Consider the following 16,272-nt stretch of genomic DNA (forward strand, 5'->3'; position numbering starts at 1 on the left):
TGCCCGAGGTTCAATAATGTCTACTTTGCAACTAGTGCTGGCACAAATCAATTCCTCGGTGGGGGATATTCCCGGCAATACCGCCAGTGTGATTGAGGTTGCGCGCAGGGCCCATCGGGAATTCGGTGCTGAGTTGGTCCTGTTTCCCGAACTGACATTATGTGGTTATTCACCGGAGGATCTGCTCCTGCGTCCCAGTATGCAAAAGCGCATCGAAGTGGCGTTGGCACAGTTGAAAGCGGCAAATCTCCCCTGCGCCATTCTTGTGGGTTATCCCTGGCAGCGGGAGGGCAAACTGTTCAATACAGCGGGTTTGATTGTCGACGGTGCGCTGGTGGCCGAATATGCCAAACAAAAACTCCCCAATTACCAGGTGTTTGATGAGAGGCGCTATTTTACCCATGGCGAGGTACCCTGTGTGGTGGAGGTCAAGGGCGTGCCTCTTGGGATCAGCATTTGTGAAGATATCTGGCACCCCGAACCCCTGCAGCAGACGGTAGCGGCGGGGGCACGGTTGATGCTGAATATCAATGCCTCGCCTTTCCACCGCGGCAAGGCCCATCAGCGTCTGGCGTTGTTGGCCAGGCAGGCGCGAGCGGGGCAGGTTCCCATTGCCTATGTCAACTGGTGCGGTGGCCAGGATGAACTGGTTTTTGACGGCGGTTCACTGGTTGTGGATGCCCGGGGCAAGGTGTGCGCACGGGCGGTGGAATTCTCGGAGCAGTTACTCCCGGTAACCATTTCCCAGCAGGACGGCAGGGTTGCCTCACTGCAGGGTGACATTGCGCCACCACTGGGTGATTTGGCATCTGTCTACCAGGCCCTGGTACTTGGGGTGCGAGATTATGTGAACAAAAATGGTTTCAAAGGGGTGGTATTGGGCCTTTCCGGGGGCATTGACTCTGCCCTGACCCTGGCTGTTGCGGTGGATGCACTGGGCAAGGAGCGGGTGGAGGCGGTAATGATGCCTTTTCGCTATACCTCGGACCTGAGCAAGAGCGATGCTGCAGACCAGGCCCGGCGTCTCGGCGTGCATTACCGGGAAATCGGTATCGAGCCCATCTTCGATGCCTTTATGGGGGCTTTGGCGCAGGAGTTCGCCGGCAGCGAGCGGGATGCCACGGAAGAAAATCTGCAGGCACGCACCCGCGGTGTGCTGTTGATGGCCATTTCCAACAAGAAGGGTGCAATGGTGCTCACCACCGGTAATAAGAGTGAAATGGCGGTTGGCTACGCCACCCTCTACGGTGATATGGTCGGGGGTTTCAATGCCCTGAAAGACGTGCCCAAAGTGCTGGTATTTGAGTTGTCCCGCTATCGCAATACCCTATCGAAGGTCATTCCGGAGACGGTGATCACCCGCCCGCCAAGCGCAGAGCTGGCCCCGGACCAGATAGATTCCGACACCCTGCCGCCCTATGAGGTATTGGACCAGATTCTCAACCTGTACGTGGATCGCGACTGCAGTGCAGAGGAGATTATTCGCTGTGGTTTCGAGCGAGCAGTTGTGGAGCGGGTCGTGCAGCTGGTAGCCCGCAATGAGTACAAGCGCCGACAGGCCGCGGTGGGTGTGAGAATATCGGAGCGGGGATTTGGGCGGGATCGCCGCTATCCCATTACCAATGGCTGGAAGGCCGGCGAATAGCGGCCTGTTGGGGTAGACAAGGCGCTCGGTGGCGCCGTGTACGATTGTGTGGTTTACAGCAACTCCGGGGGCAGGGGAGTCTCGTCCCGGTTGTACTCGGGATTGTACAGCTCGCGGCTGTCAAAACCGCGGGGGTCGGATTTCTCAAATAGCCCAAGGGTGGCGCGGTGCACGATACTGCGGCCTGCGGCGCCCTTGTAGTAGTTGTAGTTGAATGTGCCATCTGTGTTGAACGCGGGGTGATTCGGGTAATTGTTGCGCAAAACACTGAGGGCGTTGGCTTCCAGCTCCGGCATTTCCAGAAGGTGGTAACCTTGTACCATCACCGCGAGGGCGTCCGGCACCGCGGGAGTTTGCTGGAAGTTTTCCACAACGTAGCGGCCCCGGTTGGCAGCCGCGAGGTAGGCGCCGCGCTTGAAGTAGTAATTGGCCACGTGAATTTCATAGCGCGCCAGCAGGTTGCGCAGATGGATCATGCGCTTTTGCGCGTCCACAGCGTAGCGGCTCTCGGGATAACGGGCCATAAGCTGGGAGAAGTAGGCGAAGGATTCCCGCGCGGAGCCGGGGTCGCGACGGGTCATGTCGGTGGGCAGGAAACGTTCAAATAGACCCGCGCCTTCCGTAAAGGAGGATAGCCCTTTCATATAGTAGGCGTAGTCCACATTGCGATGTTGCGGGTGCAGACGGATAAAGCGGTCTGCAGCGGCGATGGCCGCATCGTTCTCATAGTTGCGGTAGTAGGCGTAGATCAGCTCCAGTTGGGCCTGCTCGGCATAGTTGCCAAAGGGGAAATTATCCTCCAGTGCGCGCAGGTTCCTGACCGCCAGATCCCACTGGCCGGTCCTGAGCTGTCGCTGCGCCGCTTCGTAGAACGCCTGTTCGGTGCGACTGCCGGTGGGCAGACCCTCTTCAGAATCGTCAGTGCTGGCGCAGGCAACCAGTATCGCGGATACCAAGGCCAGCCACAGCATTTTCCAGGTCTGCATAGCCCTTCGCTCTATCATTCTCACACTCTACCTTATTAAACTATCCACCAAGATCAACCTGGCGCGCCGGACATTTAACCACAGTCGCGGTGCTGCCCAAAGTATTTGCAATTGCTTGATGAATGACCCCCTGAAAGTCGATATTGAAGTTCCGGCCAATATGGCTGGTCGAAGATTAGACCAGGTAGCAGCCGAATTAATTCCCGATTATTCCCGTGCGCGCCTGCAATCCTGGATCAGAGGGGGCCAGTTAAGGCTCAATGGCGCCCCCGCCAGGCCCAGAGACAAGCTGTCCGGCGGTGAGCATCTCAGCCTGCGGGCAGAACTGGAAGCCCAGGGCGCCTGGCGCGCTCAGCCCCTGGATCTGGCGATTGTCTATGAAGACAATAGCCTGCTCGTCATCAACAAACCTGCCGGACTGGTCGTCCACCCCGCTGCCGGTAATCCCGATGGCACCCTGCTAAATGGCCTGCTGCACCACTGTCCACACCTGCAGAACATACCCCGTGCCGGGATAGTGCACCGCCTGGACAAGGACACCAGCGGCTTGATGGTCATCGCCAAAACCCTGCCGGCCCAGGCACGCCTGGTGGACCAGTTAAAACGGAGAACGGTCAGTCGCCGGTATGATGCCCTGGTTCAGGGCTACATCACCGGGGCCGGGTGTGTCGATGCTCCCATCGGCCGTCACCGCCAGAATCGCCTGAAAATGGCGGTTGTGAACGTTGGCGGCAAGGAGGCCGTTACCCACTACCGGGTACAGCGACGTTTCCCTGCCCATACACTACTGCGCTGCCAACTGGAAACCGGGCGCACCCACCAGATCCGTGTGCATATGGCCCATATCCGACATCCACTGGTGGGCGATCCACTCTACGGGGGCCGGTCCAAGTTGCCACCGGGGGCATCTGCAGCACTGGTCCAGGCCCTGCAGCAGTTCCCCCGGCAGGCCTTGCACGCCGCAGAGCTGGCCCTGGTGCACCCGCTCAGTGGCGAGGAAATGCACTGGTATGCGCCCATGCCTGCGGATATGCTGGACCTGCTCGACTTACTCGGTGCTGACAGCATCTAACGCGTCGAGTGTTCATTCAGGCGGGTCCGGTCCAGTGGTGTCGACCCCGTTTGTCTCTGGAAAACGTGTAAGGCAAAAGCTGGATATACCCATGCCCCGTGGACACTACCTGATTCCCTCATGGCCGGCTGCGCCATCTGTACGCGCCGTCACCAGTCTGCGAAGTGGCGGGCACAGCAGTGGCGCCTTCGCTTCGTTCAACCTCGCCACCCATGTGGGAGACGAGGAATCCGCCGTGGCTGCCAATCGCCGGCAGTTGTGCGATGAAATGCAGCTGCCGGCTGTACCCCAGTGGCTTGAGCAGATCCACAGCGACAGGATAGTCGAAGCCCGTAACGATGCCCTGGTGCGCACTGCGGACGCCAGTTTCAGTTTGCGCACGGGCACTGTCTGCGCGGTACTCACTGCTGACTGTCTGCCGGTGCTCGTCTGCGACAAGGCGGGCACCAGAGTGGCAGCGGCGCATGCAGGCTGGCGCGGGCTGGCCAACGGGGTTTTGCGCAATACGGTTATTGCGCTCGATTGTGACCCGGCAGATTTATTGGTATGGCTCGGTCCCGCAATTGGGCCCGACGCCTTCGAAACAGGGGTCGAGGTCTTGGAGGCCTTCTTTGGCAATGCCCAGAGTGTTGCCCATACCCGGGCCATCGCCCAGTGCTTTCGCCCCCATAGACAAAAGCCCCTGCATTTTCTCGCTGATATCTATGCCCTGGCCCGCGCAGAGCTTATGGCGCTCGGCGTCGAGGCTGTTTACGCGGGGACGTATTGTACGGTAACTGAGCCCGATCAGTTCTTTTCCTATCGAAGAGAGAAGACCACCGGCCGCATGGCTACTTTGATCTGGCTGGCGGATCACCCTCGCTAGGTACCCCTGGTATTGAAAGGGGGCTGTGGGTCGCAGAGAGTGAAGTCGCAGTGCTTGAGCAATCGCTGCCAAGCCTTATCCCGCACTGGGTCTCTTGAAATGGGGGTGAAGTCCGGGTAACGCAAGGGGCTTCACTGGTGCAAAGAGTGGAAAAGCAACGATAAACTCGCCGGCTGTCTCGCACTCCTGCGGAAATGCTCTCACGTTGATTGAAATCATTGAAAACCTTTTCCCTGCCCCTATTTTACTTCCCAACACTACACTGAAGGCGTGGCGCCAAAATGGCACCACTTTAGCAGTGCCTCATCAAACACCGAGTAGGAGAGGTTTCGTTCATGCGAATAGACCGAATGACAAACCCGCTGCAGGCTGCCTTTGCCGACGCGCAATCCCTGGCGATCGGCCGCGATCACAACCAGATATACCCGGAGCACTTGATTCTTGCGCTGCTCAATCAAAACAACGGCAGTGTCCCGGCGTTCCTGTCCCAGGCGGGTTTTAATCTCAGTGGCCTACGCAATGACCTGGCCAAAAGGCTGGACAACCTGCCGACGGTCAGCGCCCCGACTGGCGATGTGGGCATGTCCCAGGAACTGGTGAGGCTGATGAATCTCACCGATAAAAAAGCACAGCAAAACGGCGACAGTTTTATATCCAGTGAGACGGTACTGATTGCAGCCTTTGACTCCGCCGCGGGAGAGATATCCAAAATCCTGAAAGCCAATGGAGACCTGAAGCAGCTGGAGGCAGCGATTCAGAAAGTGCGCGGCAATGAAACAGTCGATGACCCCAATGCCGAAGAGGCGCGCCAGGCCCTGGACAAGTACACACTCGACCTGACCGAGCGCGCCCTGGCGGGCAAGCTGGACCCGGTGATTGGGCGAGATGACGAAATTCGCCGCACCATACAGGTATTACAGCGCCGCACCAAAAACAATCCCGTGCTGATCGGAGAGCCCGGTGTGGGTAAAACCGCAATTGTGGAAGGCCTTGCGCAACGCATCGTGAATGGCGAGGTACCAGAAGGCCTCAAGGACAAGCGCCTGCTGTCCCTGGATCTGGGTTCACTGCTCGCCGGAGCCAAGTTCCGTGGGGAGTTTGAAGAGCGCCTGAAAGCCGTGCTCAATGAGCTGTCCAAGCAGGAGGGGCGCATTATCCTGTTTATCGATGAACTGCATACCATGGTCGGTGCCGGGAAGGCGGAGGGCGCCATGGATGCGGGCAATATGCTCAAACCGGCCCTGGCTCGGGGAGAGCTGCACTGTGTCGGTGCCACCACCCTGGACGAATACCGCCAGTACATTGAGAAAGATGCGGCTCTGGAGCGCCGTTTCCAGAAAGTATTGGTGGACGAGCCCACGGAAGAGGACACCATTGCGATCCTGCGCGGCCTGAAAGAACGCTACGAGGTCCACCATGGCGTTGATATCACAGACTCTGCGATTATTGCCGCAACGAAATTGTCCCAGCGCTATATCACCGATCGACAGTTGCCGGATAAGGCCATTGATTTGATCGACGAAGCGGCCAGCCGTATCCGTATGGAAATCGATTCCAAGCCGGAGGCGATGGATAAGCTGGAGCGCCGTCTGATCCAACTGAAAATCGAGCGGGAAGCGGTAAAAAAAGACAAGGACGATGAGGCCACGCAGAAACGCCTGGCCAAGTTGGAGGAGGAAATCCTACAGTTGGAGAAAGAGTACGCCGACCTCGAGGAGGTGTGGAAGGCGGAAAAGGCGCAGCTCGCCGGCAGTCACGACCTGAAAGAAAAGCTCGAACAGGCCAGGCTGGACATGGAATCGGCGCGCCGGGCCGGTGATCTCACCCGAATGTCGGAGCTCCAGTACGGAGTGATTCCCCAGTTGGAGCAACAGTTGAGTTCAGCCGCCACTACCGAGGCTGCAGAGGAGCCGCGCCTGTTGCGCAACCGCGTTACTGATGAGGAGGTGGCGGAGGTGGTTTCCCGCTGGACCGGTATTCCCGTTGCGAAAATGCTGGAAGGAGAGCGGGAAAAGCTGCTGCGTATGGAAGAGGCATTACACACACGTGTAATTGGGCAGGGGGAAGCCGTAGAGGCGGTTGCCAATGCCGTTCGTCGCTCCCGTGCCGGCCTGGCAGACCCGAATCGTCCGAACGGCTCTTTTCTCTTCCTCGGTCCAACCGGTGTCGGCAAGACGGAACTCTGCAAGGCCCTGGCGCAATTTCTCTTTGATACCGAAGACGCCATGGTACGTATTGATATGTCGGAGTTTATGGAGAAACACTCAGTTGCCCGCCTGATCGGTGCGCCCCCGGGGTATGTGGGGTATGAAGAGGGGGGGTATCTGACCGAAGCGGTGCGGCGCAGACCCTATTCCGTGGTGCTGCTCGACGAAGTGGAAAAAGCACACCCGGATGTTTTTAATATCCTCTTGCAGGTACTCGACGATGGCCGCTTGACTGATGGCCAGGGGCATACAGTGGACTTTCGCAACACCGTGGTGGTAATGACCTCGAATCTGGGTTCGGATTTAATCCAGAAGATGGCCTCGGCGGAAGAAGGTGACGACCTGGATGCTGAAATTCGCTATCGCCAGATGAAAAATGCGGTTATGGAGGTCGTGGGCGATCATTTCCGCCCCGAGTTTATTAATCGCGTTGACGAGGTTGTGGTATTCCACCCCCTCGACAAAGCAGAGGTGCGCGCCATTGCGGAAATCCAGCTAAGTCAACTGTGCCGCCGCCTCAGTGAGCGCGATTTGAAACTGGAAGTGTCCGAGGCCCTGCTGGATAAACTGGCGGAAGTGGGATTTGACCCGGTGTATGGTGCGCGCCCACTCAAGCGCGCCATACAGGTCTGGTTGGAAAACCCTCTGGCGCAGGATGTACTGGCGGGAAAATTCGTGCCCGGCGCTACCATCCAGGCCGATATAGAGGGTGGCCAAGCTGTATTCCGTTAATCTTGCCAAGCGCCTCCGGGAGTGACCAAAGGGGGTTCCCGGCGCCTGTCGCAGGGTACCGCCTCGGGACATCAGTGCCCGGTGGAGTCTACAGATGTCCCTCTGAGCGGGTTCGACAGTCCCATGGTGAACCCCAGCGGTTGTCAGTGTCGTTGGGGTTGCAGAGTGAATAAGAGACGCCAGCGAGTGCTGGCGTTTCCTCTATTTTGTGGCTGGCAAGCGCAATAATCTTCATAAATCTATTGATGCGGCTTCTGTGCGGAAATGTATAGGGGTTTAACGGCGTGCGTCTTGATTTATTCGTAAACTGAATCTTGTAGCCCGTTCAGGTTCGGGCAGCGTTTTCTCAACATTCGGAACTGGTTTGTCGGAAACATTCGTGAGTTAGTGGTCGAGGGCAAATTATTAGCAAACGCATGGGGTTGATGCTGCTGGGATGTTTGGTGTTGTTCGGCGGCATTTTTGCTTTCAAGTTTTTTGGCTGGTACATGATGAATCAGTTTCTCGATACCATGCCCCTGCCGGCGGCCACCGTGACTTCCACGACGGCAACAATACAATCTTGGCGTGAGGATTTAAGTGGGGTCGGCACTGTCCGGGCCATCAATGGCGTGGAAGTCACCACCGAAGCCGAGGGGGTTGTCAGTGCCATCCATTTCAAGTCCGGCCAATATGCACACAAGGGGGATCTGCTGGCAGAAATTTTTGCCGAGCCGGAAAAAGCCCAGTTACAGGTGCTGGATGCGGAATTACGTCTCGCTCGGCGTAATTTTGCACGCATTGACACTCTCACAAAACGCGGGGTTACTACGGAAGCGGATCTGGACAGCGCGCGCAGTACACTGGACCAGGTGGTTGCCAATATTGAAGTGCAGCGCGCCAGAGTCGATCAGCGCAGAGTAGTGGCCCCATTTAGCGGTGTACTGGGGATTCGCCGTATCGATCTGGGTCAGAATGTCAGCCCGGGGGAAGCGGTTGTGTCACTACAGCAACTGGACCCTATCTTTGTTGATTTTTCTCTGCCCGAGCAGGCCTACTCCATGGTGAAACCGGGTATTGCGGTTGTCCTGACTACCGATGCATTCCCCGGAAATACCTACCATGGGAAAATTACTGCAGTAGATCCCCAAGTGGATAATACCACCCGCAACTTCCTGATACAGGCAACCCTTAACAACCCCAAAAAACACTTGCGCCCCGGCATGTTCGCCCAGGTGGCGGTATTGGTGGATGCGAGTCGCCAGGTACTCGTGGTACCGCGCACTGCCCTGGTTTTTGCGTCTTATGGTGTGTCCGTTTTTGTGCTGGAGAAGGACGCGCAGAGTGGTGAGATGGTTGCCAACAAACGGTTTGTAAAAACCGGCGAAGAGCGTGGCGATCTGGTGGAAATCGTGCAGGGCTTGCTGCAGGGGGATGTGGTTGCCAGCAGTGGCCTGCTGAAATTGCGCAATGGTGGGCCGGCAATTATCAACAATGAAAACAAGCCGCCGGATAACCCTGCCCCCAAGCCTGACAACAGTTGACCAGCACTGGGTGCGCCGGTGAACTTTACAGAGATTTTTATTCGCAAACCGGTGCTGGCTTCAGTGCTCAGCCTGTTTATTTTTCTGCTGGGACTGCGCTCCATTACGGAACTCAATGTACGCCAGTATCCCGAGTTGGAAAATGCAGTGATTACGGTTTCCACCGAGTATGTGGGCGCTGACTCCGGTCTCGTACAAGGGTTTATCACCACACCTCTGGAGCAGGAAATTGCCACTGCCGATGGCATTGACTATATGGTGTCCACCAGTGTGCAGGGCCTCTCTACCATCCGCGCCTATGTGCGCTTTGACTACGACCCCAATGAAGTGTTGACTCAGGTTGTTGCCAAGGTTAATAAACTGCGCAGTGATCTCCCCGAGGAGTCCGAGGATTCCAGTGTGGAAATGCAGCAGGGGGAGACCACTGCGGCTATGTACCTGTCGTTCTCTTCAAATATTCTCGCCAACAACCAGATCACAGATTACCTGACCCGGGTGGTACAGCCCAAGCTGGCGAGCATTGCCGGTGTGCAGCGTGCCCGCCTGCTTGGCAACAGTACTTTCGCCATGCGCGCGTGGCTGAATCCCAAAGAGATGGCGGCATTGGAGGTGACACCTGCGGATGTGGCCAACGCGCTGCGCGACAATAATGTGCTGTCCGCTGTGGGGGCAACCAAGAGCTCGCGGGTGGCCATGGAGATACGTGCGGATACGGATATTGCCCGGCAAATGGATTTTCGCCAGTTGGTGGTGCGTGCCACCGGCGATCAGCTGGTGCGTCTCGGTGATGTGGCTGAGATTGAACTGGGTGCCGAGTCCTACGACAGTTCGGTGACTTTCAATGGCCAGACCGCCACTTTTATTGCCATTGAGGTGGCACCCAATGCGAATTCCCTGGACGTAATCAAGCGGGTCAGGCTGAAACTGGAAAAAGAAATTTTTCCACAACTGCCCAAGGGCATATTGGGGGAAATCCCCTATGACAGCACCGAATATATTCAGGACGCCATTGCCGAGGTAGTGCAAACCATCGTCGAAGCCGTGTTGATTGTGATTGCAGTGATCTACCTGTTTCTCGGCTCTGTACGCAGTGTGCTGATACCGGCAATCGCATTGCCTCTATCCTTGGTCGGCGCACTTTTTTTGATGTTGTTGATGGGTTTTTCTATCAACCTGCTGACGTTGCTCAGTATGGTGTTGGCCATTGGTATCGTGGTGGACGATGCGATTATCGTTTTGGAAAACGTGTATCGACATATTGAGGAGGGGCTGTCACCCCGTGAGGCGGCCATTGTCGGTGCGCGTGAACTGGCTTGGCCCGTGGTTGCAATGACCACCACGCTGATTGCGGTGTATATCCCCATCGGGTTTCTCGGTGGGCTTACCGGTATCCTCTTTATTGAATTTGCTTTCTCTCTGGCTGGCGCCGTACTGCTGTCCGGTGTGGTGGCGCTGACCCTGTCGCCAATGATGGCGTCCAGAATCCTCAAGCCCCACGATGGCGGTGGTACCCGCCTGGAAACCTGGCTGGAGCGCCAGTTCGGGCGCCTGCAAGCAGGCTTTGAGAAACGCCTGCACAATGCACTGGATGAGCGCCGGGTTATTCTGGTTTTTGGCTTGATTGTGTTGACGAGTTGCTATTTCCTGTTCGTCACCTCACCGAGGGAGCTGGAGCCCACGGAGGATCGCGGGCTTGTACTCACCATCTCTACCGCAGACCCCTATGCGACTCTGGATTATGTCGAGCAGTATAGCGGGCAGCTCAATGATATTGCCGAGCGTTACAGCGCAGTGGATAACTTGTTTCTCTTGAATGGTGCCGGCACCTTCAGCAGTAGAGTCAACAATGCCACAGCGGGCTTTGTGCTGGCCCCCTGGAAAAAGCGTGATCAGGATACAGAACAAATGCAGGTACTGATCAGTAAAGATGTGCAGCAAATTGCAGGTCTGAAAGTTGCTGTGGTAGTACCGCCGAGCCTGCCGACTGCGGGCGGGCAGCTGCCAGTGGAATTTGTAGTCGGTGCCGCTGAGCCCGTGGAAAACCTGGCTTATGTTGCCAGTGAGATTATGTCCCGGGCACTGGAAAGCAAAAAGTTTATCTTTCTCGACTCAGATCTGAAGATTGACAAACCCAAAGTGGTTATTGAAATCGACCGCGACAAAGCGGCCACTATGGGTGTGGAAATGGTGGACCTGAGCCGCGATCTGGGCGCGATGCTCTCCGGCGCCTATATCAATCGATTCTCTCTGGACAACCGCAGCTACAAGGTGATTCCCCAGGTGGAGCGCGTTGATCGTTTGGCTGCGCAACAGTTGGGGCAGTACTATATTCGTGCAATTAACGGCGATCTCGTTCCGGTCAGTACCCTGGTAACATTAAGGGAAACGGTGGAGCCCCAGCAGTTGAAGCGCTTTCAGCAACTCAATGCGGTCACCATTTCCGGGGTGCCGCGTTCCGATATTACTCTGGGTGAAGCTCTCTCTGTGCTGGAAGATGCCGCCAGTGCAATACTGCCAGCGGAGTACTCGGTGGATTACTCCGGCCAGTCGCGTCAGTTTCAGTCGGAAGGTTCGGCTTTGGTGACGACTTTCTTCTTTGCACTGGTTGTGATTTATCTGGTTCTGGCAGCGCAGTTTGAATCCTGGCGCGACCCTTTGATTATGTTGGTCACTGTCCCCATGAGCGTCAGTGGTGCCATGATTTTTGTCAGTCTCGGATTGACCACGCTGAATATCTATACCCAAGTGGGGCTGGTGACCCTGATTGGGGTCATCTCCAAGCATGGTATTTTGATTGTTGAATTTGCCAACAGGTTGCAAATGGGCGGGGTGGACAAGCGCGCGGCGGTTGAACGGGCCACCTCAATTCGCCTGCGCCCGGTTTTGATGACAACAGCATCGCTGGTGCTGGCTATGGTGCCTTTATTGATTGCCTCAGGCCCCGGTGGGGGGGCCCGTTTTGCCATGGGCCTGGTGATCGCCACGGGCATGACTATCGGAACGCTGTTCACATTGTTTGTAGTACCGGCCATGTATTTGTATCTGGGTCGCGATTATGCCGTTAGGGCAGACAGTCGAAGCCGAAGAAACTAACGCGGGGAACTTGTTGGGGACAGTCTCCCCGGGTGTTGAACCGGTCTTACGGATTTTGTTGCTGTGGGATTGACCGGGGTAAGGCGATTTGCACCCGGTTGAACAGGGAGCGTGCTGCACCCGCAGTTCTCTGGGTAGAATCGGGCTCTGGCTGGCAGGGAACACCGGCCTTTTGGGTTGCAGGGCTGGGGATGGGCCCCGGATATTGCAGCGAACAGGTGGAGGCACAGATTCATAAAGGGGGTGTCAAGCCGGGGCCAATACTGTGCAAAGGCACGAAACGCGTGCTGAGCGTTTTGGTCTATTGTATTGCCAAACCCAAAGGCACGATTTTATAGAGAGTCTTGGTTTCGTCTAGTTTTGGGGGTACATTTTCCGCTACACCCCGGGAAAGTGTTTATGACTGGGAAAGCCAAGGCGGGGCAATAAGTGGCGCCCTAGCAGTTTTTGCGGATGCTTTGCTGCTCCTGGGCGATGCGCCGCTGCCGCTCATCCTCTCCCAGCATACGCAGGTTGCCACTCTCGTCCATCTCCCGCACACGCGCGTGGCTGGTCAATGTCTTCAGGGTTTTCCGGGATGCCTGACAACGCTGCGCCCTTGCGGCCGCTTCAGCCCGGGCAATCTCCTTTTCCACTTGTACAGATTGTCGCTCGGGTTGGCCTGCCGGCTTTTTCTCAGTTGTGTGCTTGGGGGTCAGCGCTTTGGGTTCCCCTGCAGCCAGTGCCGACTGTTGCCCAGCTTCCCATTGCTTGTAGCGCTCGGATTTGGGCTTCTTGATCACTTCCACGTCGGCATTATTGGGCGGTTGCTCGCCGAAGTGCACTACACCGTTTTCATCCACCCACTTGTAGATACCGTTGGCCTGTGCGGTCAGTGCCAGGCTGGAAAATAGTATTGCGAGCGCGATGCGCATTGAACTTCCCCTTTGGTCCTTTATTGCCCTATCTGTCGCATTGTACCGGTATCGGCAGATTTTCCTGCAACGCTTTTAACATTTTGATTCGTATACCGATTGACCGCCAGGGTCAACTGTTGGAATCGGTCATTCCTGCTAGCCGAAGGTTCCCCCCTGCACGGGGAGTTACTGCAATCCACTAGCGGATCATCGTGTTGCATTGGCGCCGGCCACCGGAGTGTCCCCTTTGGACTGAGTGATGGCTGTATCCGATTTGTCCATCCTAAAAATCAGCATGCAAGCCCACAAAAGGATGATATTTATCCCGGTTTGCCCCTATAATTGCCGCCCGGCATTCTTTTATGAAGATAGATAATCGGGTTTTTGGTGATAAATATCCTATCAGGCGAGGAAATTGAGGAGACGCAAGTGGAATTACTTTCCGGCGGCGATATGTTGGTTCGCGCGCTGCAGGATGAGGGGGTCGATTTGCTTTTTGGGTATCCGGGCGGTTCGGCCCTGCATATCTACGATGCCATTTTTCGACAGAAGTCGATCAAACACATACTGGTGCGTCACGAGCAGGGTGCTACTCACGCTGCGGACGGTTATGCCCGTTCTACCGGCAAGGTGGGCGTGGTGCTCGTGACTTCCGGTCCGGGTGCCACCAATGCCATTACCGGAATCGCCACTGCCTGTATGGATTCTATTCCCATGGTGGTGATATCGGGTCAGGTGCCCAGGGATAAGATCGGTGAGGATGCCTTTCAGGAAACCGATATGGTGGGTTGTTCACGCCCGGTGGTGAAGCACAGTTTCCTGGTCAAAAACGCAGAAGACATTCCAGAGGTGGTGAAAAAGGCGTTTTATATCGCCCGTACCGGCCGGCCCGGCCCGGTGGTGATCGATATCCCCAAGGACGTGACCAATCCGTCGGAACGTTTCCCCTATCGCTATCCTGAAAAGCTGCGCATGCGCTCCTATACCCCGGCGGGCAAGGGACACGCTGGCCAGATCCGCAAGGCGGTGGCCCTGCTGTTGTCGGCGCACCGCCCGGTGATTTATGCCGGGGGCGGCGTGGTGCAGGGTGGGGGCGCGGCCCTGCTGGCCGAGTTGGCGCGGCGCCTGAATTACCCGGTGACCAATACCCTGATGGGGCTCGGTGCTTTCCCCGGCAGCGATAGGCGCTTTCTCGGCATGCTCGGTATGCATGGAACTTTCGAGGCCAACACCGCCATGCACCATGCGGATGTGATCCTGGCAGTGGGGGCGCGTTTCGATGATCGTGTTACCAATACCCCGGGCAAGTTTTGCCCCGGGGCTAAGATCATCCATATCGATGTTGACCCCGCCTCAATATCCAAAACCATTATCGCCGATATCCCCATTGTCGGTACGGTGGCATTTGTACTGGGTGAAATGCTAGAGATACTCAAGTCCACTGAGGAGCAACCGGACCAGTCCGCGATAGTGGATTGGTGGCGCCAAATAGACGACTGGCGTGAGCGCCATGGTCTCTACACCGCACCGCGCTACCAGACCGATGGCGCCCTGATTATGCCCCAGGAAGTCATTCGTGCAGTTTATGATATGACAGAGGGCGAAGCGTTCGTCACCTCCGACGTTGGACAGCACCAGATGTTCGCCGCTCAATACTATCTGTTTGACAAGCCCCGGCAATGGATCAACTCCGGCGGCCTGGGCACCATGGGTTTTGGTTTGCCTGCAGCGCTGGGGGTGAAAATCGCTCACCCGGACAAAGAGGTTGTGTGTGTCACGGGCGAGGGCAGCATCCAGATGTGTATTCAGGAATTGTCTACGGCTACCCAATATCGCCTGCCGATAAAAATCCTGTGTCTCAATAATCAGGCGCTCGGAATGGTGAAGCAGTGGCAGGAAATGCAGTACGAGGGTCGCCTTTCCAACAGTGTCTACGAAGAATCCCTGCCGGATTTCGTCAAGCTCGCTGGCGCCTACGGGCACCTGGGTGTGAAGATTGAACGGCGTGAGGAACTGCATATAAAACTACAGGAAGCCTTTGCCGAGAGGGATCGCACGGTGTTTATCGACGTGTACGTCGATCCCTCCGAACACGTGTATCCGATGCAGGTAATGCCAAATGGCTCCATGCGTGATATGTGGCTGAGCAAGACCGAACGGACTTAGGGGAAGGTCGATGCGTAGAATTATTTCAGTCTTGATGGAAAACGAGCCGGGTGCCTTGTCCCGTGTGGTGGGACTGTTTTCCCAGCGTGGATACAACATCGAGAGTCTCACCGTGGCGCCAACTGAAGACAATACGCTGTCGCGCCTCACTCTGGTAACGATCGGTGATGACCGCAAGATTGAGCAGATTACAAAAAACCTGAATAAGCTGGTGGACGTGATCAAGCTGGTGGATCTCACCGAAGGTTCACATATTGAGCGGGAGTTGCTGCTGGTGAAGGTGCGCGCAAACGGCGCCCAGCGCGATGAGGTAAAGCGCACTGTCGATATTTTCCGCGGCCAGATCGTGGACGTGAATAGCAGCATATATACCGTTCAGGTTGCCGGGACCGGGGAAAAACTCGATGCATTCCTACAGGCGTTAGGTGAGCACACCATTATGGAAGTGGTGCGTTCGGGTGTCTCCGGTATCGCCCGCGGTGAGAAAGTGTTAAGTCTATAAATGGCAGGAAACAGGAATACAGCTATGCAAGTTTATTACGATAAAGATTGTGATCTCTCTTTAATTCGCGAAAAAAATGTAGCGATTATCGGTTATGGCTCCCAGGGCCATGCCCATGCCAATAATCTCCGGGACTCTGGTGTTGCCAGTGTGGTCGTCGGTCTGCGGAAGGACTCCAGCTCCCGCAGCAAGGCCGAGAGTGCCGGCCTGCGCGTGGCCACGGTGCCAGATGCGGTGAAGGACGCGGATGTCGTAATGATCCTTGCGCCGGATGAATATCAGGCCAGTATTTACAGGGAACAGATAGCACCAAATCTGAAGCCCGGTGCCGCCCTGGCTTTTGCCCACGGTTTTAATGTGCACTTTGAGCTGATTGAGCCACCGCAGCATGTGGATGTAATTATGGTCGCCCCCAAGGGGCCTGGCCATACCGTGCGCTCCACCTATCTTGAGGGCGGCGGTGTTCCGACCTTGATTGCGGTTTACCAGGATGCCTCCGGTAAGGCCAAGAATCTCGCCCTGTCTTATGCCTCTGCCAATGGCGGCGGCCGTTCTGGCATTATCGAAACCAATTTTCGTGAAGAA

General features: G+C 56.4%; 11 protein-coding genes (1 of these 11 running past the window's edge). 9 read left to right on the top strand and 2 right to left on the bottom strand.

The window, feature by feature from the left end; translation table 11 throughout:
* Positions 1–16 precede the first annotated feature (16 nt).
* Positions 17–1,645, top strand: coding sequence for an NAD+ synthase (locus M8T91_RS02160; RefSeq protein WP_301416385.1), 1,629 nt, complete (start codon positions 17–19; stop codon positions 1,643–1,645).
* Positions 1,646–1,698: 53 nt separating this feature from the next.
* Here M8T91_RS02160 and M8T91_RS02165 read toward each other — a convergent pair whose 3' ends face one another.
* Positions 1,699–2,649, bottom strand: a complete 951-nt coding sequence (locus tag M8T91_RS02165) for an outer membrane protein assembly factor BamD (RefSeq protein ID WP_301416387.1) — start codon at positions 2,647–2,649, stop codon at positions 1,699–1,701.
* Positions 2,650–2,749: 100 nt separating this feature from the next.
* Here M8T91_RS02165 and rluD point away from each other — a divergent pair, with 100 nt between their 5' ends.
* The 5 genes from rluD (at position 2,750) to M8T91_RS02190 (ending at position 12,123) form a co-directional block, all read left to right on the top strand.
* Positions 2,750–3,703, top strand: coding sequence for a 23S rRNA pseudouridine(1911/1915/1917) synthase RluD (gene rluD, locus M8T91_RS02170; protein WP_301416389.1), 954 nt, complete (start codon positions 2,750–2,752; stop codon positions 3,701–3,703).
* A gap of 91 nt (positions 3,704–3,794) precedes the next feature.
* Complete coding sequence (gene pgeF / locus M8T91_RS02175) at positions 3,795–4,568, top strand: peptidoglycan editing factor PgeF (RefSeq protein ID WP_301416391.1); 774 nt, start codon at positions 3,795–3,797, stop codon at positions 4,566–4,568.
* Positions 4,569–4,903: 335 nt separating this feature from the next.
* Positions 4,904–7,507, top strand: a complete 2,604-nt coding sequence (gene clpB / locus M8T91_RS02180) for an ATP-dependent chaperone ClpB (protein ID WP_301416393.1) — start codon at positions 4,904–4,906, stop codon at positions 7,505–7,507.
* A gap of 488 nt (positions 7,508–7,995) precedes the next feature.
* A complete protein-coding gene (locus tag M8T91_RS02185) occupies positions 7,996–9,030 on the top strand; it encodes an efflux RND transporter periplasmic adaptor subunit (RefSeq protein ID WP_301416395.1) in 1,035 nt (344 codons plus the stop codon).
* A gap of 18 nt (positions 9,031–9,048) precedes the next feature.
* The gene (locus M8T91_RS02190; protein WP_301416397.1) at positions 9,049–12,123 is read left to right on the top strand and encodes an efflux RND transporter permease subunit; all 3,075 of its coding nucleotides are present in this window, start codon (positions 9,049–9,051) and stop codon (positions 12,121–12,123) included.
* 437 nt (positions 12,124–12,560) lie between these two features.
* Here M8T91_RS02190 and M8T91_RS02195 read toward each other — a convergent pair whose 3' ends face one another.
* Positions 12,561–13,037, bottom strand: coding sequence for a DUF4124 domain-containing protein (locus M8T91_RS02195; protein WP_301416399.1), 477 nt, complete (start codon positions 13,035–13,037; stop codon positions 12,561–12,563).
* Positions 13,038–13,448: 411 nt separating this feature from the next.
* On the opposite strand from M8T91_RS02195, the gene M8T91_RS02200 reads away from it, so the two are divergent.
* The 3 genes in view from M8T91_RS02200 to ilvC are tightly spaced (at most 24 nt apart) and all read left to right on the top strand, a layout consistent with a single transcriptional unit that may run on beyond the window.
* On the top strand, positions 13,449–15,185 hold the full coding sequence (locus tag M8T91_RS02200; protein ID WP_301416401.1) for an acetolactate synthase 3 large subunit: 1,737 nt from the start codon (positions 13,449–13,451) through the stop codon (positions 15,183–15,185).
* Positions 15,186–15,195: 10 nt separating this feature from the next.
* Positions 15,196–15,687, top strand: coding sequence for an acetolactate synthase small subunit (ilvN, locus tag M8T91_RS02205; RefSeq protein WP_301416403.1), 492 nt, complete (start codon positions 15,196–15,198; stop codon positions 15,685–15,687).
* A gap of 24 nt (positions 15,688–15,711) precedes the next feature.
* A protein-coding gene (gene ilvC, locus M8T91_RS02210; protein ID WP_301416405.1) for a ketol-acid reductoisomerase crosses the window boundary here: on the top strand, positions 15,712–16,272 show its 5' portion. The gene runs 465 nt beyond the window's last position; 561 of the gene's 1,026 nt are visible here — the first part of the coding sequence; it begins with the start codon at positions 15,712–15,714; the stop codon falls past the right edge of the window.

Source organism: Microbulbifer sp. MI-G, from assembly GCF_030440425.1.
Taxonomy (GTDB): Bacteria; Pseudomonadota; Gammaproteobacteria; order Pseudomonadales; family Cellvibrionaceae; genus Microbulbifer; species Microbulbifer spongiae.

Bases quoted from the DNA above. Each gene is read 5' to 3' on its own strand.
- pgeF (WP_301416391.1), top strand. From the start codon at position 3,795: ATGCCCCGTGGACACTACCTGATTCCCTCATGGCCGGCTGCGCCATCT.
- rluD (WP_301416389.1), top strand. From the start codon at position 2,750: ATGAATGACCCCCTGAAAGTCGATATTGAAGTTCCGGCCAATATGGCT.
- clpB (WP_301416393.1), top strand. From the start codon at position 4,904: ATGCGAATAGACCGAATGACAAACCCGCTGCAGGCTGCCTTTGCCGAC.
- M8T91_RS02165 (WP_301416387.1), bottom strand. From the start codon at position 2,649: ATGATAGAGCGAAGGGCTATGCAGACCTGGAAAATGCTGTGGCTGGCC.
- M8T91_RS02160 (WP_301416385.1), top strand. From the start codon at position 17: ATGTCTACTTTGCAACTAGTGCTGGCACAAATCAATTCCTCGGTGGGG.
- M8T91_RS02185 (WP_301416395.1), top strand. From the start codon at position 7,996: ATGATGAATCAGTTTCTCGATACCATGCCCCTGCCGGCGGCCACCGTG.
- ilvN (WP_301416403.1), top strand. From the start codon at position 15,196: ATGCGTAGAATTATTTCAGTCTTGATGGAAAACGAGCCGGGTGCCTTG.
- M8T91_RS02195 (WP_301416399.1), bottom strand. From the start codon at position 13,037: ATGCGCATCGCGCTCGCAATACTATTTTCCAGCCTGGCACTGACCGCA.